Below are 18,160 nucleotides of genomic sequence, written 5' to 3' on the forward strand. Positions count from 1 at the left end.
AAAAATGTCTAATCAAATCATGGAACTATGCAAAGATACTCCTGAAGTGGGTGTCCTAGCATGTTTTCTGTATGATGAGATTGAATGTTATGCGAAAAAAGCCCCCAATATGCTTTTAAGTTATAACGATATTTTTTCTATAACTAAAAAACACTATAAAGCTAAAGCTTACAAAAAGGTTGAAGAAATCTCCATCAATGCTGTTCAAGTACTTTGCAACCCATGTATTGATTTCTTAAAGCTAAAATATTACTTCATTGATGATTACAATGATCCTATTGAAATCGATTTAAAAGATGTTTTTGAAGCCAATTTCAGTAAAAGTATTGAACACCCGTATACCGGTGAACTGGTTTACGATTACAAAAGATATGTATTCCCTTTTTTTACTGTTGATGAATTCGAATTGGGGCGTAGCTAAATGTCATTCCCTTCTCAACCAATGTCCTTAGCCCAGCTAGACCAAAATGCATTCCTCACTAAATTTCACTACTCTATTGAAAGAGTTAAATTCGCCTTGCAGTCTTATGATAATTTTAAACAGTTTGTTCGCATTGAACTTGACGAAGCTATAAAATACATCGAGCAGAATGTCAATAAAATCAGCTTTGATTTAACAGAAGACCAATTAACACTTTTCTTGTTATCTAACATCAAAAATTCACATGTGGGAATTGAGGCTTACCATGAAAACAATCAGCGCGGACATTGTGACATAACAATTAAGGTTCACAATTTCATTTGGCATGGGGAAGCCAAAAAACACACTTCTGCTTACAGCTATTTATTTAAAGGGTATGCTCAACTTACAGAACGATATAGTTCAGGGACTGTGGATAGTTGTAGCGGAGGTCTGATAATCTATTCAAAAAATATCAAATGTAAAGCCATGATGGATTCTTGGTCAAAGCATCTTGCTAAATGTGCACCTCGCATCCACTCGTGTCGTTCAGTTAACATCACGCCATGCGCAAAAAATCCTCTCGTATTTTACAGTAAACATACACATAAGACTAGCGGGCTCCTTTATGAAGTAACCCACTATCCTATAAATTTTTATCACGACCCAGCGGACCCAAATCTTTAGGTTCTAAAATTACTGAGCTCATATTCTCTAAATGCGATAGTTTCAAGTCCTATCCATTCATTTATCTGCTTCATTCGTTCTTGCAGCGGTGTCAATTCATTACGAACAAACACCGTCGCCGCCTTTTCCACATCACCAAACCCACCCGCATTATCAGGAACAATCCCCATCATCTGAGGCGGCACGCGGTGCGCACTAAGTAGGTCATCACGGCTCGCTTTTTTGATATTGAAGAAATCATCCCGCGTAGCCACTTCACTGAGCGGCAGTATCTTAATACCGTCCGGCTTCCCATTTGGCGCATACATAAACAGATTACGAAAGTTCCCGATCCCTTTCGTATCCCTCATAGCCTGCCGCATCCGATCAATATCGCTGCTGCTCTGCGCCGCATCGGTCATATACAGGATGTAACCCGCGTGCGCACCGTTCTGATAATACTTGCGCCGAAACAGCGTAGCCGACTCATTTAGCCAGGCGGAGTTAAGCGCGCTCAGGTATTCCGGCAGACCATACAGCTCCTGATTGATATCCGGCTCAATCAAATGGAAAACGCTGTCCTTTGCAAACTGGTGCGGCGTTTTGCTGTCGCTGACAAACCAGTAAGTCCCCTCTTCTACTCCCCGGCGGGTATATTTGGCCGGTGAAACCTCAAGTTTCCACGGTTCACCCAGACCATTACGACGCAGCTCAAGAAAGCCATTGCCGAACACCAGAAAGTCTAACGCCAGCTTGCTGAACTCCAGCTGGCTGAGCATTGGATGAGGCACAAAGGTTGATGCCAGAATATTCCGCTTCACGTATAGCGGCGAGCTGTGATGCACTGCCGATCGCATACTTTTCGCGAGGCCGTGGAAGCTGACCGGCGGCTCATACCAGCGGCCGTTACTCACACACTCGGCATAATCCATAATATCCCGCTTATCAAGTACAGCGGTTGGCTCTCCGAAAGAGAACGCCTCAAACGGCTGTGCGGACTGGCTGACTGCTGTCTGATGCGGAGCAGTGAACGATTTACGGCCTTTGCGTTTACTCATCAGTAAAATTCCATGAAAGAAGGGTTAACGCCGCCGCTGGCAGCGGTTAGCGGTTCGTTTAGCAGTGCGTGCATGATTGCCCAGGCGACATCGGCATGGCTGGCATCTTCGCTGCGGCTGGCTTCATAGGTGGAGCGATTGCCGCTGGCCGTCATGGTTTTGCGGATCGCCATAAAGGACTGTGTGATGTCGGTATGTCCTGCGTCGTACTCCAGACGGCCGCTGCCGATGGTGTCCTTCGCTTTCAGCACCATTGCGGTTTTCACTTCAGGGCTGTACTTAATTTCACGCGCTGCCGGGAAGAACTGGCGAACCAGTTGGAAAACACCCTGGCCGATACCGGTGGCATCCACACCGATATACTCCACGACATATTTATCAGTCAGCTCCTTAATCGACTGCGCCTGTGCAGCAAAATCCATGCCGCGCCACTGATGGCGCTCCAGCACGCGAAACTTACCGCCGGGAACCAGTGGCGGCGCGATGACAGCACAACCGGCACTGTCGCCGGTGTGTGACGGGTCGTAACCAATCCAGACCGGGCGATACTCGAATGGCCTCAGTGCGTAAGGGTTAAAATCTTCCCATTCTTCCAGACTGTCGATCATGCAGGTCTGCAACTCGGCGAACGGGAACACGCTGGCCTCGTCGTCAACAAATTCGCACATCAGCAGGTTCTGGTATTCCGAGGGGCTGTATTCAAGCGACAGCTGATCCAGGTCAAATAGGGTACAGCCGCCGGTAAGCGCATCTTCCACGGTGACAATCTGCCGCCACTGGCCATCGGCACAAAGCGAACCGGCTGCAAGATGGCTGTGGCTTAAATCCAGCTCGATACGATCGGCGCGGTTGCGTCGGCCCTTGTTAAACAGCTCACCGGACCAGAACGGATAGGCACTGTGCGACAGGCTGGACGGCGTGGAGAAATAGGTGGTGCGCCACTTTTTGTGCAGCGACATGCCGCTGGCGACTTTGCGCAGCTCCTGGAATTTGGGTATCCAGAAATATTCATCCAGATACAGATTCCCGGTGTAGCTCTGCGCAGTACGGACGTTGGTGCCGAGGAAAATCAGACGTGCGCCGTTTGGCAGCACAATCGGATCGCCTTTCAGGTCAACATCAACCTCACGGGCAAAATCGATGATGTAGTTTTTAAAAACGTGGGCCTGGGCCTTACTGGCAGACAGGAAAATTTGATTGCGTCCGGTAGTCAGCGCGTCGATAAGCGCCTCTCGAGCGAAATAGAACGTCGCGCCAATCTGGCGAGATTTAAGGATGTTGCGGATACGGTGTGTCAGCCCTGCGTTATGCCAGTGCAGCTGATACGCAAAGCAGCCGCTCATAAACATATCAGTGAGTTTTTCGGTCTGCTCCTCGCTGAAGACGTTTTTAATTACCGGCTGGCGTTCGCCCTTGTTGCGGTTGCGCACGTTGGGATTGAGATCGGCCTCATTGCCGCTGTTGCGATAGCGTTCCACACGGGCCAGCCTCTCAATCTGGCGGCCCAGCGCGTCTATCTCCTTGTAATCACCATTACCTTTCACCTCTTTCATAATGAGCTGGATCAACCGCGCTTCCATGCTGAACTCAACGCGGCTGATGGGCGTGACGTCTTCCCACGCATCGCGCAGTTTCCAGCTCTGTACGGTTGGCGTTTTGATACTGAGCGTTTCCGCTATCTGCCGCACGGATAAGCCCTGCCAGTAAAGCAGTGCAGCCTGACGGCGCGGATCGCTGATGAGGGTGCCGGGTGTCGTGTTCATGCCAGCAAGGCTACCGGGGCGAAAAACAGCGCGCCTGTTGTCCCTGTCCGGTGACGGCTGGGCGGGCTGGCATTCGTTGAGGGTTGAGTGGTGTGCGGGGAAACTGACCCCGAACCGAACCCGCCCACAACCGGAGCCTGATTAATGGCAGCTATCAAAGCAAAGCGTTTTCGTATCGCCGTCGAGGGTGCTACCACTGACGGCCGCGAGATTTCCAGCGAATGGATCTCGCAGATGGCCGCGAGCTATAACCCGTCCGTGTACGGTGCCCGTATCAATATGGAGCACATCAAGGGCTATTACCCCGACAGTCCGTTCCGCCGCTATGGCGACGTTACCGCCGTCACGGCAGAGGAAATCACCGAGGGGCCACTGAAAGGCAAGCTGGCGCTGTATGGGGAAATCAGCCCTACCCCGGAGCTGGTCGAGCTGACCAGGGCACGCCAGAAAATCTATACCTCGATCGAGGTTAACCCCAAGTTCGCCGACACCGGCGCGGCCTATCTTATTGGCCTGGCTGTAACCGATGATCCCGCCAGCCTTGGCACGGAATATCTGGCATTCAGCGCTAAGGCCAAGGCCAGCCCGCTGGCATCCCGCAAGCTGCACGCCGACAACCTGTTTACTGCAGCGGAAGAGACGCTGATCGAGTTTATCGAAGAAGCCGATCCTACCCCCTCGCTAATGGCCCGCGTAACGGCGCTATTTTCCAGCAAAAAGAAAACCGATGACGAACGTTTCGGTGATGTCAGTGCCGCCGTGACTGCCGTCGCGGAGCAGGTACAGACCAACGCAGAAAGCCATGCGCAGGCACTTTCTGCTGCTGAATCCCGCTTTACTCAGCGCCTCGGTGAGCTGGAAACCCAGGCAAAAAAAGATCGTGAGGCCATCACCAGCCTGACCGAGAGCCTTGCCTCAACGGATGGGAGCTTCAGCCGTCGCCCACAGGCCACCGGCGGTGATACCGGTTCAGCACTGCAAACGGACTGCTGATAACTCTGGCCTTAGTGAACTGAACAACCGAACCGAATAAACAGGAGCGCCAATGCGCCAGAAGACCCGCTTTAAATTTAATGCTTTTATGTCCCGCCTTGCTGAACTGAACGGCGTTGAAACCGGTGATATGGATAAGAAATTCACCGTTGAACCGTCGGTGTCTCAAACGCTAATGACCCGCGTACAGGAGTCGTCCGAGTTTCTGACCCGCATCAACATCGTGCCGGTTGAAGAGATGAAAGGCGCGAAAATCGGTATCGGCGTATCCGGTTCCATTGCCAGTACTGCCGATACCGCCGGTGGTGATGAGCGTGAAACCGCTGATTTCTCCGCGCTGGACAGCGAAGGTTATGAATGTGCTCAGATTAACTATGACTTCCATATCCGCTACAACCAGCTGGACCTGTGGGCGCGTTATGAAGATTTCCAGGCCCGTCTGCGTGATGCCATCGTCAAGCGTCAGTCACTTGACCGCATCATGATCGGCTTTAACGGCACGCATCGCGCCAAAACGTCAAACCGCCAGGCTAACCCGATGTTGCAGGATGTCGCCACCGGCTGGCTGCAGAAGTACCGCAACCATGCACCGGCCCGAGTGATGAGCAAAGTCATGGGGGAAGATGGTGCCGTTATCTCTGAAAAAATCCGCGTGGGTGCCGGTGGTGACTATGCCAACCTCGACGCGCTGGTGATGGATGCCACCAACACGCTGATTGCGCCGTGGTATCAGGAAGATCCTGAACTGGTGGTGATCTGTGGCCGCCAGCTGCTGGCTGACAAATACTTCCCGCTGGTCAATCAGTCGCAGCCCAACACCGAACAGCTCGCCGCCGACATGATTATCAGTCAGAAGCGTATCGGCAATCTGCCCGCCGTGCGCGTGCCGTACTTCCCGGCAGATGCGCTGATGGTTACCCGACTCGATAACCTGTCGATTTACTGGCAGGAAGGAACCCACCGCCGCCTGATTCTGGAAGTGGCAAAACGCGATCGCATCGAAAATTACGAGTCAGTCAACGAAGACTACGTGATCGAAGATTATGACGCGGGCTGTCTGATTGAAAACATCCAGATGGTTGCCGCAAAAGCTGACGGGAACGGAGAGTAACGCATGTTAAGCCCTGCCCGACGTCATCAGATGCGCCAGCAGGCGGTTGAAGCCTCGCAGCAGCTGGCAACAAATCCGCTGCGCCATGCCAACGGTTACGAGTTGATGCTACTGAAGCTCAACGAAGATAAGCGGCAGCTGAAGAAGGTGCGCTCTGTGGAACGTAAAGCCGAAATGAAACGGCTAATGCTGCCGGGTTATCTGCCGTGGGTAGCCGGAGTGCTGGAAAGCGGCAAAGGCGCACAGGATGCCATCCTGATGACCGTCATGGTCTGGCGGCTTGATGCCGGTGACGTGCCCGGTGCGCTGGAGATTGCCCGTTATGCGTTGCTGCATGGTCTGGTGCCGACTGACACCTACAAGCGCAACAGCACCGCGTATCTTCTGGCTGAGGAAGTGGCCGACGCGGCAACCCGGGCATGGACGGCCAAAGCGGGCGTTGATGTTGCCCCGCTGCTGGCAACGCTTGAACTGACGAGATCCGAAGATATGCCGGATGAAGTGCGCGCCAAGCTGCACAAAATCACCGGCTACGTGCTTCGCGATACGGGCAGGGCTTTGGATGCGATGGAACACCTGAAACGCGCGCTGCAGCTTCACCAGGGCAGCGGCGTTAAAAAGGACATTGAGCGGCTGGCTACTCAGCTGAAACAGCAGACATTAGCCGGTCGCTAACCGAACGCGCCCCCGCGCCGGGCGGCAGGATGACAATGGACCTTACAGGTTTCTGCGTCACCCTCCACCGCCCACCTATTCAGAGGCCCACTATGACAACGGTAGTAATCACCGAACCGCGACCGGCTGTAAATGCCGAGCCGCCGGTAAAGAATACCTTTTTCTGGCCTGATGTGGACCTGCAACGGCTGCGTGCCGCTTTGCGATTTGAGGGAACCGTCACCGCTGACCGGCTGCGTCTGGCAGTCAAAACGGCAATTTCTGAGGTTAACGCCGAGCTGTACGACTGGCGCGCAGCACAGATGAGCGCTGGCTTTGCCACCCTGGCAGATGTACCGGCGGAAGTTATCGACGGCGAAAGCGAGAAAGCCACGCACTATTTCGCCGCCGTCGGCGCGTTGACCGCTGCCGAAATTACCGAGCGCTATCGCGGCTACGACGCTGGCGGCGGTAAGAAGTCGGCAGATATCGAGGCCACTGCGGATGAGTTCTGGCGCGATGCGCGGTTCAGCATCAGCCGGATTGCCGATAAACCGGCCTGTATCATCGGGCTGCTGTGATGAAAGTCCGGGCGATGCAGGGCGATACCGTTGATGAGATTTGCCACCGGCATTACGGCCGCGCGCAGCAGGCCGTTGAGCTGGTCTATGTGGCTAATCCCGGACTGGCAGATCACGGCCCGGTTTTGCCGCACGGCTATGAGCTGTTGCTGCCGGACCTCCCGGCGGCTTCAACGGGTGAGACGGTTAACCTTTGGGATTAGCAGATGGATAAAAACAGTTCAGTTATCAGCTACATCATCGGCCTGATCATGATGTGGTTCAGTCGTCACACCATTCAGGATATCGCCTTTACGGTTGGTGCCTTTGTGGCGGTAGTGACACTTTGCATCAACGTGGCAACGTTCTTTATCAACTGGCACTACCGCCGCAAAACCTACGAGCTGCAACGCCAACAGGGGGTGAGCCTTGAACCAGATCGCTAAACGCTGTGCCGTGTTGGCTGTGCTGGCGATTGCCGCGCTGCTGCCGCAGTTCAAAACGCTGAAGGTATCCGGCGAGGGATTGCAGCTGATCGCGGATGCCGAAGGATGCCGCACCACGCCTTACCAGTGCAGTGCCGGTGTATGGACGAACGGTATCGGCCACACGGAGGGGGTGACGCCGTCCAGCGTGGTAAGTGAACGACAGGCGGCAGTAAATCTGGTTTATGACGTCATGCGCGTTGAACGGGCGCTGGAAATCTGCGTGCCTGTCGATATGCCCTCGCAGGTGTATGACGCGCTGGTATCGTTCGCCTTTAACGTTGGCACCGGCGCAGCCTGTCGGTCAACGCTGGTCAGTTTTATCAAACGACATCAGTGGTGGCAGGCGTGCGATCAGCTCCGGCGATGGGTGTATGTTGGCGGCGTGAAGAGTACCGGACTGGAAAACCGCCGGGCCAGGGAAATCGCATGGTGTATGAAAGGGGCGGGAGCATGACGCGGCTGATGATAATGCTACTGGCCGGGATGATTGTCGCGATGATTTATACCGGCTGGCGGCTCAGGGATGCCGAAAGCGATCTTGGTGCAGCACAGCGCGTCATCGGCACGTTATCTGCGGGTATCGACAGCCGCGACAAGGCGATTGCCCGACTTCAACAACAAGCCGCTGACAGTAGCCGGAGAGAGACGCAGCTCAGGCTGATGCAGGGCCGCGCTGCCGGTGGCGCACTGCAACGGGAAATCACTATCCAGGGGGAAATTAATGCCAATGAAACGCTGCGCAACTGGTCCGCTACTGCTCTGCCTGGTGATGTTATCCGGCTGCACGCCAGACCGGCATTCAGTAACGCCAGAGATTATGTGGATTGGCTGTCCACGCGTGGTCAGTTGTCTGATGCCGGGCAACAACCTCAGCGATCAGGGCAGTCTGGCGGCAGATAATCGACAGTTAGAGGCTGCGCTTGCATCATGCGGGTTGCAGGTGGAAACCATCAAAGAGTGCCAGGAACATCACGATGCTGAAACCAAAACAGCTGCGCGAGGCGCTGACCCGCAGCGTGCCCCTGCTGCAACGCAACCCTGACAGTCTGAACATGTTCGTTGATAACGGGCGCATCGTCAGCACGCTGGCCGCATCGCTCTCCTTTGAGTATCAGTATCAGCTTAACCTGGTGATCACCGACTATGGCGGCGATATCGATCTGGTGATGGTGCCGGTACTGGCCTGGCTGCGTGAAAATCAGCCCGACATTATGGCGACGGAAGAAAAACGCCGAAGCGGCTTCACGTTTAAGGCTGACGTTCTCAGCGATACGCTGTGCGATCTGAGTATCGACCTGCAGCTCACCGAGCGGGTGATTGTCCGGGAGGAAAACGGCGCGCTGCACGTTACTCATGCCGGAGAGCCACCGCTGCCGGATAATATCCCACGTCCGCGTCGGCAGTTTGCTGGCGGCGAGCTGGTCAGCGAGTGGCAACCATGAGTGAACTGGATGATTATTCCGCCCGCCTGATGGCGCTGATTGGCAACCTGACGCCCGCTGCGCGTAAGTCGATGGCAAGCGATATTGCTAAACGGCTGCGCGCACGGCAGCAGACCAGCATCAAACGCCAGCAAGCTCCAGACGGAACGCCGTTCAAGCCTCGTAAAGCTCAATCGCTTCGTGGGAAAAAGGGACGGGTAAAGCGTGAGATGTTCGCAAAGCTGCGCACCGCTAAATACATGAAGGCGAAAGGCACCGGGGATGGTGCCCTGGTTGAGCTGACCGGCAGCGTGCAGCGCATGGCGCGGGTGCATCATTATGGGCTGCACGACAGGCCGACAAAAAGCGCAAAAGCGGTGCCGTATGAACCGCGCCCGCTGCTGGGGATTACTGATGCTGACAGGCAGATGATTGAGGATATGATTATTTCCTCATTAATGCATAACCTTCATATTAGCAAATAGGTTTTTTTCTGCTTGTTATGGAAATTAGCAGGTAATCAACTAGAGGCTAAGTAAGCAGCCCCTAGCTGTTAGATTTTAATTATTCCAAGAGAATGTACTGATGAATTGGTATAATGTTTTGATGATACCTGCGGCTTTAATTGATGATTCAGCTGTAGCAGAGGCTGAAGTCACTACAGCATTGATATCATCCAGAGTGCTTTTTGTCTGACTCAAAACTCGCTTAGCATCTGTCGTTGATTTCGAACTCACTGCAGCATCTATCGATGCTATTAACTCTTTAATCTCATTCTCTTTATCTAAAACTAATTCTTGCAACTCACCAACACTCTCCCTGAGTTCAGCAAGGTCTTTCTCCTTAACTATTGCTTCTCGGCGGTCATTGTAATCAAGACACTCACATTGTTGTTTTATACAAACAGGACAACCTTTAGAATAGTAGTCAATTAATGCATCCTTTAAAGATTTTTTTGGGTTTTTTATTTCCCAAGCTGAAAACAACCAAGCAGTAAAGTCCGCTATTTCTTCTTCAAGGTTAATTTTCCTGGAAGCATCTAAACAGTATGCTGCATAGGCTTCATGAATTTCACCTAGCTCTTCAAAAACTCTCGTAAAATGATAAAAACTTCCATATATTGACCATACTGATTGATTTGAAGGATATATCGAGTGTGTGTTTTTAACTAGTAGATCCAGACTCAATTTTTCCCCGACATAAAACCCAATCATACTCTCATATTTCTCCCTCAGTATTTCACTGATTTTATATGCAGGCATTGATATTGAAGGTTGCTTGTGAGTTTGAAGGCAAGTGCAGGGAGTTGCTGTACAATATGGACAAATTCCGGGGAATTTTTTTAAAAAACCATCCTCTAAATTTATTTCTAATTTTGTTGAAAAAGCAAAAAGCCAAGACAGAGTTTTGATGAAAAACCCGTTTACATCCCCTTCTCTCAAAACACTTCTTGAAAGATATGATGAGTTCCTAGTTAAATAGGAAAAAATATATTCAGGAGTACGGGATGAGTTTTTACCTCCATAAATATTATCTAGTTTCTCTTGAAAATCTCTGACTCTAACCGCCTTTAAAATATCCATTTTTCCTCTTGTAATGTTAGGGTTTGGCTAGCTTTTTACTAAGTAACTTAGTCATCATTATTATATTTATACTGGGCCATGAAATATTAACACTTAACGAACTACAGTTTTCCCTGCAATAATAATCTCACTATAACGCCCTGTGATGTGTGAGTAAACTACAAAAAATTGAGTAAAGAATGACACTAATGCAAGGTTAGTGCATGAATGAACAACTCACTGAAATCCTGCGTTTACTGCGCAACATTATCCGTATCGGAACCGTGTCCGCCGTAAATCTGGACGGCGGGTTATGCCGCGTGGAGACTGGGAATAACACCACTGGCTGGCTGAACTGGCTGACCGCACGCGCTGGTAATACCCGTTCATGGAGCGCGCCGTCAGTCGGTGAGCAGGTGCTCGTTTTGTGCCTGGGCGGCGAACTGGATACCGGCTTTGTACTACCGGGGATTTTCTCCGATAACAACCCGGCACCGTCGGCATCCAGTGACGCGGTTCACTGGTCGTTCCCGGATGGCGCGGTGATTGAGTATGAGCCGGAAACCAGCGCGTTGACTGCAACCGGTATTCAGTCAGCAACCATTCGGGCAGCGGTAAAAATCCTGCTGGATGCGCCAGAGGTTGAATGCACTCAGCACCTGAAAACCGCATCGCTGGAAGTCAGCAGCGGCGGCACGATGAAAGGTAATGTCACCCACACTGACGGCAGACTCAGCTCTAACGGCGTGGTGGTGGACAAACATGCGCACGGCGGCGTGCAACGCGGCGGCAGTGATACGGATGGCCCGAAATGAGCGGTGAGAAATATATCGGCATGAACCGGGATACGGGCGAAACCATCACCGAGATTGAGCATATCCGCCAGTCAATCCGCGACATTCTTGTCACCCCGCAGGGAACACGGATCATGCGCCGCGAATATGGTTCGCTGCTGTCTGCCCTGATTGACCAACCGCAAAATCCGGCACTGCGCCTCAAGATAATGTCGGCCTGTTATATGGCGATCCTGCGCTGGGAACCGCGTGTCACGCTGACCACGATTAACTATAAACCGGCATTCAACGGCGGCGCGGTGGTGGAAATCACCGGTAGTCGGGCAGATACCGGCACCGATTTCTCCTTAACCGTTTCTGTGAGCTGATATGGCAACAATCGACCTGAGCCAGCTGCCCGCGCCCCTTGTGGTGGAAGAGCTGGACTATGAAACCCTGCTGGCTGAGCGTAAGTCCACGCTGGTTTCGCTCTATCCGGCGGATCAGCAGAGCGCCATAGCAGCCACCCTCGCGCTGGAATCTGAACCGATTGTGAAGGTGCTGCAGGAGAATGCCTATCGCGAGGTCATTCTGCGCCAGCGCGTTAACGAAGCGGCGCAGGCTGTCATGGTGGCTTATGCAAACGGTAACGATCTCGACCAGCTCGCGGCTAACAACAACGTTCAGCGACTGATTACCACGCCAGCAGACGACACTGTTACGCCGCCGGTACTGGCTGAGTATGAGAACGATACCGAGCTGCGCCAGCGCATACCCGCTGCGTTTGAAGGAATGAGCGTAGCCGGTCCGGTTGGAGCGTATGAATATCACGCGACCAGTGCCGATGGCCGTGTGGCAGATGCATCAGCGGTCAGTCCATCACCTGCCGTTGTGGTAGTCAGTGTGCTCTCACGTGATGGCACAGGCACTGCACCCGCTGACCTGCTGGCAGTCGTGGCTGCGGCGCTGAATGATGAAAGCGTGCGGCCCGTTGGCGATCGTGTAACGGTGCAGTCCGCACAGATTGTGGATTACCGGATTGAGGCCATGCTCTACACCTATCCGGGACCAGCCGTAGAGCCTATTTTTGCCGATGCCACGGCACGCCTGAAAGCGTATATCAACGAGCAGCGCCGGTTAGGGCGTGATATCCGCCGCTCCGCAATTTATGCCGCCCTGCACACTCAGGGCGTGCAACGGGTTGAGCTCGCCGCCCCGCTTGCTGATGTCGTGCTGGATAAGACCCAGGCCGCAAACTGCACTGACTACATCATCCTGTCCGGTGGTTCTGATGAATAGCTTAGTGCCACCGGGATCGGCACTGCTGGAGCAGCGCGCCGCGCAGGTCTGTAGTCGTATTGGCGATCTGAATGTACCACTGCGCTACCTGTGGAATCCCGATAACTGCCCGGCTCAGTTTCTGCCGTATCTCGCCTGGGCGTTTTCGGTTGACCGGTGGGATGAAGGTTGGACAGAGACCGCTAAGCGGCAGGCTGTAAAAGACTCCTTCTGGCTTCACCGGCGAAAGGGAACGCGCGCGGCAGTACGCCGAGTTATTGAATATATGAATTTTACGCCGTCATTTTTGGAATGGTTCGAGATCGGTGATGAACCAGGTACATTTCGGCTTGAGGTTGATGTTAATAGCGTTGGCCTCACCCCTAAAACACTGGATGAATTAAACCGACTCATTGATGAAGTAAAGCCAGTAAGCAGGCATCTTGCTCAGATGAACATAGCAACAAAATCCGGCGGGTTGATTCACACCGCCGCAGCAATGTATTGCGGCGATATCGTCACGGTTTATGCGCAGGGGTATAAGCCGGACGACAGTATCAGATATAACGGCGTTGTGGATTTCGGCGGCGCTTATTACTACTCCGGGGATTAATATGTCGAATCTGACAGCATGCAAAGACTGGGTGGATGAAGTCTACCAGATTAAACGCGGTGACATAGTTTCCGGGGGCGCAAACGGGACGGCCAATATCCAGGCTCGTCAGCTGACGTCCAGAACCAATTATCTCAAAGATTCGTTGGAAGGGCTGCGGCTGGGTGAGCGCCCGTATCTCAGCATCAGTGAGGCGCAGGCAGCTGCTGACCGTGGGGAAATACCCGAAGGTGCGATCATCACCTCCCGTACAGATAATGCCGATTTCTGGTTTATCGAATGTGAAAATATCGGCGGAGTTATTCAGCCTACAGGCAAAACACTTTTTTCCGGTGAGCTGGTTTCCTATTTATCCAGCGTAATACGCTCAACACTTTCTGAGTCCGAAGATTCGGTGATTGATTTTGTCGCAAAAAACGGCGTCCGGGCATTCCGTATTCGCGATGATATGAAAACTGAACTGACTGAAATTGTCAGACTGATGACCGGCGACAGCGGGCTGACTTTTTCCGGCCACGCCATCGACAACTATGCGCCATCAGGCTGGCTTTTTGCTATTCACTCAACGAACGGTCTGGTCATAGCGGGCGTGAAAGAAGATGGTACGGTTGTCGGCTTTGGTGGCAATGGGGGCGGAAGTGGTGGCGGGCAGTCCGGTGAAATCATCCCCGGCGATACCGCTGCAACATATGACGCTATCCGCCAGTACAGCGGTCCTGCGACAGTAAAAGATGTTGTGGGTAACCGTATTGCAGGTCGTTTTGTTGTGGATGCCAGCGACACGAGCTCGCCTGACGATGGCGGCGGCTGTCTGGTTGATGTGCTGGGGCGGCGATGGATCAGGCAGGCTGACTATGTGTCGTGGGATATGTTCGGTGCGCCGCGCGTGCCCGGTGCCACTTACCTGGCATTTGCCGTTAAAGCCGCTACCGGCGATCGTTCAGGTGCCGCCGCACTCATGAACGACCAGACGCCTGCGGATGACCGGATTGCCGCCTGTTTTGATTTTGCCAAAAAGATGAATATTCCGGTCAGGCAGAATGACGGCGTGTTTCTGTGGAAAAACACCGAGTGGAATGTCTACACCTGCACAAATCTGAACGGTTCGACCATCGTCACCACGGATATCTCCGGGGTAGCCGAGGACCGCTGGGGACCTATCCCCGGACTGGATGATGATGCACCGGAGCCGGTGCGTATGTTCATCATCCGCAGCCGGAAAGCGCGTATTCAGCTGACAGCTGCGCAGATTGCTGCGCTGAACACCACTTATGCAAAGTATCTGAAATCGGGAAGCTGCCAGCTCCCTATGCCGGACCTGTATCCGTATCGCGGCGGGCTGCTGTTCGTGCGCTCCAGTGCGGTCAAATACTCCCGTAACGGGCTTGTCGATGTGCCGCGCCAGCAGGTGCTGTACCGTGATTTCGCCCGTATCGGTAAGAACGGCGCGCTGACGGATATGATGGTGGAGAACATCCCTGACGGGTCGGTAGCCGAGGCGTTTATCGTTCCGAAAGAAGACAGCTATCTTACTTTCGAGCCGCCGCACTTCCATGAGTCCGGCAACAGTCGCCGGTTTTATAACATCGAAATTTACCGCCCGATGACCATTATCGGGAAAATGTCGCTGCGCACAGATGCATATGGTTCAGCACCTGCCTGGGTGAAGATTTCCGCGCACGAGGTATTTGACGTGGAATACAAAGGGGGGCAGTGCGACGGGTCATTCCAGTACGCGGGGGCTTACGTGCTGTCGTTCCGCGACTGCATCGACATGGAGGTCAAACGGTTCACGGGCATGTATGGCTGGGGCGTTAACGGCCATCACGGCACCAAGGAAATCACGTTCCGTGACTGCATGATGAACCGCATTGACTGGCATACTTTCGGGTATAACGTTCGCGGATACAATGTCACGCTGAAAGGCAATGGTATTAATGCGCACGGCGGAGGGGTCTGGAAGTTTAAAGACCTGACGCACATTATTCCGGTTAACAGTCAGAATACTCGCGGCGAAGCGAAACAAAACTATCTGGTGCAGGCACGGGAAAATTATGCCTGCGACTGTGACGGCGTATTAGAAATTGACGGGCTGCTTATTAAGTTTGACACAACGGATATTCCGTTTACTGCCTCAACCATTGGTTATGACATTGTTCGCCCTGTAGGTACCCAAACAACGAATGACCGTCACGATACCAAATGCTTTAACCGAATCTCGGTTAAGAATGTCGTGGTTGACTGCCAGAACGCTCTTAACTTTGCTGCGACGCCAGGGAACTTCAGTTTCACGGCCGTTCGCTTTATTCGCAGTGAGCGTATCGATACTGCAACTACCGGGTACAAAACGTACCTGCCGGAGATGATCAGTGTTGACGGCATGACCGCGATCAACGTGCCGAAAGAATACAATGTTCATATGAACCTGATCCGTTTTGCTGATGATTTGTATAAAAATACATTTGGCTCCCGCCGTAAAAAACGCCCGGACGGAACTAACGCAGAGGTTATCGGACGCGATATTGTCAGTGTAATTAATAATCCCACCGTAGAGTTAGATACCAACAATACGGTGTGGTTGCCAGGGACTTCAGCAAACTGGACGGATGAATACAAAACATCCCCGTATTCATGGATACCCAAAATTACGCTGGATAACTGCCCTAATGCGGTTGTTGATACTCGCGGTGCAATCAGTACTGTTCACGTTACAGGTGGTTCGCTTGCCCGTTACCTGAACGGTAATGCAGAGAGTCGAATGCGCATTAACGGTTCAGATATTCAGTTGATGCCTAATCTGGCCGGTAATCTTTATTTTGACAGCGCGCACGCTGTTGCCTTTGGCTGCACCTGGCTTAATCCGGCTGGCGGCGTGTCATACGATGGTTCACTTCGTGGCGCATCTAACGAAAACCGGGGGGATGTCACCAAAGCCCCGAATATCCCTTCTTCTGTTTTTATCTGAGGTCACCATGAACGGTCTTCGTATTTTTTGTAAAAAATTTATCCCTCTGGACAGCTGGGATCATGATTTTGTCGTGGTGAAATCACCACTGGTAGAGGATATCCCTCTGCCCTGCCTGGCATCGTTCGATCTGTTTAATCCACTGGATAACAGCGGGCATGGATGGAAAGTCACCAAGGGCGGGGGAATAATTAAAAACTACGGGCTGGATTTCACCCGACAGGGTGGCGGTGCCAGTACGGATTTTATCGTCAGTAAAGACGCTATCTCTGTATTGTGCGCGGTAAAACCGAACTCATTCGACGCCTTTTCAACGTTCCTGGACTGTCGGCAGATGACCGAGGGTAGCGGCAGCGGCTTCTGTGTCGATTTTTCACCGAATGATAAAACCATGCGAGTGCAGGTCGTTTATCCGTCGGGAACCGGCGTCAGCTACCGCTCACCCACTTTCGTTGAAAATGAATGGAATATCCTGTGTATCACGCTGTCTGCTCAATCCCTTCGCATGGAAAACCAGCACGGCGATGTCGTTCCGAATGAGTTTACTTCGCCGATTAATATCACCCACTGGGTGCGCCCACTGATTATCGGTCAGGGGGTTTCGGGCGGTACGTGCGACGGTTCGGTTGGATTTGTTGCTATTTATGATGGTTTTCTGACACCGGCCCAGCGCAAGGCCGCCATCAGAACAGGAATTGAAGTCATCAATTCGCGCGAGGGGTGAGCATGACTGCAAATCCGTTTTATGTCGTTACGACTGTTGCCGGTAATGAAAAAATAGCCCGCGCCGCTGTCACCGGCCAGCCCGTTGAAATAACGTCTATGGCTGTCGGGGATGGCCTGGGAAATCTGCCGAGGCCAGAGCCTGAGTGGAAAGGGCTGGTTAATGAAGTCTACCGGGGCACCCTGAACCGGCTGGATATAACAGACAGTAACGCCAGTGTTATCGAAGCCGAGATGATTATCCCCCCGCAGGCCGGGGGGTTCTGGTTGCGCGAAATGGCCGTGTTTACTGATGACGGAACATGCGTTGCGGTGGGAAACATGCCGGAAACCTATAAGCCATTACTGGCGGAAGGTTCAGGGCGGTTTCAGGTTATCAGGATGCAACTGAGGGTAAGCAGTACAGGTGCGGTGGAGTTGATTGCCGATCCATCAGTCGTGCTGGCGACAGTCAAGAGCGTCACCGACGCAGAAAACGCCGCTAAAGACTATACCGACGAGACAGTCGGCGAGCTTGATAAAGCCCTGAAAGAGTTTATTAACAACAGCATTGAAGAAGCGGTCAAGACTGCACGGCGTGATTTCTGGGAGGAAGAAAACCCCGTTGGCACGGTGCGGTTTTACGCGAAAAAGGTGGACCCGAACACGCTTTACCCCTGGTCAACGTGGGTTTATACCGGCGAAAATAAATCTATCCGTGTCGGTAAAGCTGACGGCAGTAACGTCGGCCAGAACGGCGGCAGCGATACCGCGACAATCAAGCGTGAAAACCTGCCAGCTGAAAAAATCAACGTGTCCGGTAAAGCGGAATCTGCTGAACTGAACAATGTGGAAACCACGGAGGCAGGAAGCGCAGAGTTTAACGTTTACCGATTCGGTGCTGACGGACGGGAGAACAGCAAAGGCCGCTTTTCACTGGACGATGTGGAAATGGGTGATGTCCCTGTACCCTTGGAGATTCAGCCCCATAAACACACCATCAGCCTGACGGTCCCGGAGCGCTCCGTTAGCGGCGAGACTGCCGCACTCGGTGAAGGTAAAACGTTAAGCATCGTTGAGGCACACACCCTGCTGATGTGCTGGGCCAGAACCGCTTAATAACATCCCCTGCCGGGCCGTTTGTCCGGTCACT

At 52.7% G+C, this 18,160-nt stretch carries 22 protein-coding genes and 1 pseudogene; 20 read left to right on the forward strand and 3 right to left on the reverse strand.

The window, feature by feature from the left end; translation table 11 throughout:
- Positions 1–4 precede the first annotated feature (4 nt).
- Positions 5–421: a hypothetical protein gene (locus IBT46_RS03180; RefSeq protein ID WP_200543944.1), complete on the forward strand. Its 417-nt coding sequence runs from the start codon at positions 5–7 to the stop codon at positions 419–421.
- Positions 422–1,087 carry a hypothetical protein gene (locus IBT46_RS03185; RefSeq protein ID WP_200543946.1) on the forward strand — a complete coding sequence of 222 codons (666 nt, stop codon included), beginning with the start codon at positions 422–424 and terminating at the stop codon, positions 1,085–1,087.
- On the opposite strand, the gene IBT46_RS03190 is transcribed toward IBT46_RS03185, so the two are convergent.
- Positions 1,084–2,124 carry a phage portal protein gene (locus IBT46_RS03190; protein ID WP_200543948.1) on the reverse strand — a complete coding sequence of 347 codons (1,041 nt, stop codon included), beginning with the start codon at positions 2,122–2,124 and terminating at the stop codon, positions 1,084–1,086. The two genes, IBT46_RS03185 and IBT46_RS03190, sit on opposite strands and share 4 nt — an antisense overlap.
- The gene (locus IBT46_RS03195; RefSeq protein WP_200543950.1) at positions 2,124–3,887 is read right to left on the reverse strand and encodes a terminase ATPase subunit family protein; all 1,764 of its coding nucleotides are present in this window, start codon (positions 3,885–3,887) and stop codon (positions 2,124–2,126) included. Before IBT46_RS03195 ends, IBT46_RS03190 begins: the two co-directional genes overlap by 1 nt.
- A 144-nt stretch (positions 3,888–4,031) precedes the next feature.
- On the opposite strand from IBT46_RS03195, the gene IBT46_RS03200 reads away from it, so the two are divergent.
- The 11 genes and pseudogenes from IBT46_RS03200 to IBT46_RS03245 all read left to right on the forward strand — a co-directional run bounded on the left by IBT46_RS03200 (position 4,032) and on the right by IBT46_RS03245 (position 9,599).
- Complete coding sequence (locus tag IBT46_RS03200) at positions 4,032–4,880, forward strand: GPO family capsid scaffolding protein (protein ID WP_200543952.1); 849 nt, start codon at positions 4,032–4,034, stop codon at positions 4,878–4,880.
- Positions 4,881–4,932: 52 nt separating this feature from the next.
- Positions 4,933–5,991, forward strand: coding sequence for a phage major capsid protein, P2 family (locus tag IBT46_RS03205; RefSeq protein ID WP_200543954.1), 1,059 nt, complete (start codon positions 4,933–4,935; stop codon positions 5,989–5,991).
- Between the two features lie 3 nt (positions 5,992–5,994).
- Positions 5,995–6,666: a phage terminase small subunit gene (gene gpM, locus IBT46_RS03210; protein ID WP_200543956.1), complete on the forward strand. Its 672-nt coding sequence runs from the start codon at positions 5,995–5,997 to the stop codon at positions 6,664–6,666.
- Positions 6,667–6,758: 92 nt separating this feature from the next.
- Entirely contained in the window at positions 6,759–7,226 is a 468-nt protein-coding gene (locus tag IBT46_RS03215; RefSeq protein WP_200543958.1) for a head completion/stabilization protein, read from the forward strand.
- The gene (locus IBT46_RS03220; protein WP_200544348.1) at positions 7,226–7,429 is read left to right on the forward strand and encodes a tail protein X; all 204 of its coding nucleotides are present in this window, start codon (positions 7,226–7,228) and stop codon (positions 7,427–7,429) included. The genes IBT46_RS03215 and IBT46_RS03220 overlap by 1 nt, the downstream gene beginning before the upstream one ends.
- A gap of 3 nt (positions 7,430–7,432) precedes the next feature.
- On the forward strand, positions 7,433–7,651 hold the full coding sequence (locus IBT46_RS03225) for a hypothetical protein (RefSeq protein ID WP_200543959.1): 219 nt from the start codon (positions 7,433–7,435) through the stop codon (positions 7,649–7,651).
- Positions 7,635–8,147 carry a lysozyme gene (locus IBT46_RS03230; RefSeq protein WP_200543961.1) on the forward strand — a complete coding sequence of 171 codons (513 nt, stop codon included), beginning with the start codon at positions 7,635–7,637 and terminating at the stop codon, positions 8,145–8,147. The genes IBT46_RS03225 and IBT46_RS03230 overlap by 17 nt, the downstream gene beginning before the upstream one ends.
- 41 nt (positions 8,148–8,188) lie before the next feature.
- Positions 8,189–8,494: pseudogene (locus IBT46_RS03235) on the forward strand (LysB family phage lysis regulatory protein); the annotation flags it as partial.
- Entirely contained in the window at positions 8,415–8,735 is a 321-nt protein-coding gene (gene lysC / locus IBT46_RS27175) for an Rz1-like lysis system protein LysC (RefSeq protein WP_234479921.1), read from the forward strand. The pseudogene IBT46_RS03235 and the gene lysC, both read left to right, overlap by 80 nt.
- Positions 8,668–9,135: a phage tail protein gene (locus IBT46_RS03240; protein ID WP_200543965.1), complete on the forward strand. Its 468-nt coding sequence runs from the start codon at positions 8,668–8,670 to the stop codon at positions 9,133–9,135. Before lysC ends, IBT46_RS03240 begins: the two co-directional genes overlap by 68 nt.
- Positions 9,132–9,599, forward strand: a complete 468-nt coding sequence (locus IBT46_RS03245; protein WP_200543967.1) for a phage virion morphogenesis protein — start codon at positions 9,132–9,134, stop codon at positions 9,597–9,599. The genes IBT46_RS03240 and IBT46_RS03245 overlap by 4 nt, the downstream gene beginning before the upstream one ends.
- Before the next feature lie 75 nt (positions 9,600–9,674).
- On the opposite strand, the gene IBT46_RS03250 is transcribed toward IBT46_RS03245, so the two are convergent.
- Positions 9,675–10,697 (reverse strand): hypothetical protein, encoded by a 1,023-nt coding sequence (locus tag IBT46_RS03250; protein WP_200543969.1) that lies wholly within the window; start codon positions 10,695–10,697, stop codon positions 9,675–9,677.
- Positions 10,698–10,900: 203 nt separating this feature from the next.
- On the opposite strand from IBT46_RS03250, the gene IBT46_RS03255 reads away from it, so the two are divergent.
- The 7 genes from IBT46_RS03255 to IBT46_RS03285 are packed head-to-tail and all read left to right on the forward strand — an operon-like array spanning position 10,901 to position 18,126.
- Entirely contained in the window at positions 10,901–11,491 is a 591-nt protein-coding gene (locus tag IBT46_RS03255; protein ID WP_200543971.1) for a phage baseplate assembly protein V, read from the forward strand.
- A complete protein-coding gene (locus IBT46_RS03260) occupies positions 11,488–11,838 on the forward strand; it encodes a GPW/gp25 family protein (RefSeq protein WP_200543973.1) in 351 nt (116 codons plus the stop codon). Before IBT46_RS03255 ends, IBT46_RS03260 begins: the two co-directional genes overlap by 4 nt.
- 1 nt (position 11,839) lies before the next feature.
- Positions 11,840–12,748, forward strand: coding sequence for a baseplate J/gp47 family protein (locus IBT46_RS03265; RefSeq protein WP_200543975.1), 909 nt, complete (start codon positions 11,840–11,842; stop codon positions 12,746–12,748).
- Entirely contained in the window at positions 12,738–13,340 is a 603-nt protein-coding gene (locus tag IBT46_RS03270; protein ID WP_234479949.1) for a phage tail protein I, read from the forward strand. Before IBT46_RS03265 ends, IBT46_RS03270 begins: the two co-directional genes overlap by 11 nt.
- Before the next feature lies 1 nt (position 13,341).
- The gene (locus IBT46_RS27180) at positions 13,342–16,305 is read left to right on the forward strand and encodes a hypothetical protein (RefSeq protein ID WP_234479922.1); all 2,964 of its coding nucleotides are present in this window, start codon (positions 13,342–13,344) and stop codon (positions 16,303–16,305) included.
- Between the two features lie 7 nt (positions 16,306–16,312).
- The gene (locus IBT46_RS03280) at positions 16,313–17,029 is read left to right on the forward strand and encodes a LamG-like jellyroll fold domain-containing protein (RefSeq protein ID WP_200543978.1); all 717 of its coding nucleotides are present in this window, start codon (positions 16,313–16,315) and stop codon (positions 17,027–17,029) included.
- 2 nt (positions 17,030–17,031) lie between these two features.
- A complete protein-coding gene (locus IBT46_RS03285; protein WP_200543980.1) occupies positions 17,032–18,126 on the forward strand; it encodes a phage tail protein in 1,095 nt (364 codons plus the stop codon).
- Positions 18,127–18,160: the final 34 nt, after the last annotated feature.

It is taken from the genome of Erwinia sp. S38, assembly GCF_016624545.1.
Lineage (GTDB): Bacteria > Pseudomonadota > Gammaproteobacteria > Enterobacterales > Enterobacteriaceae > Erwinia > Erwinia coffeiphila.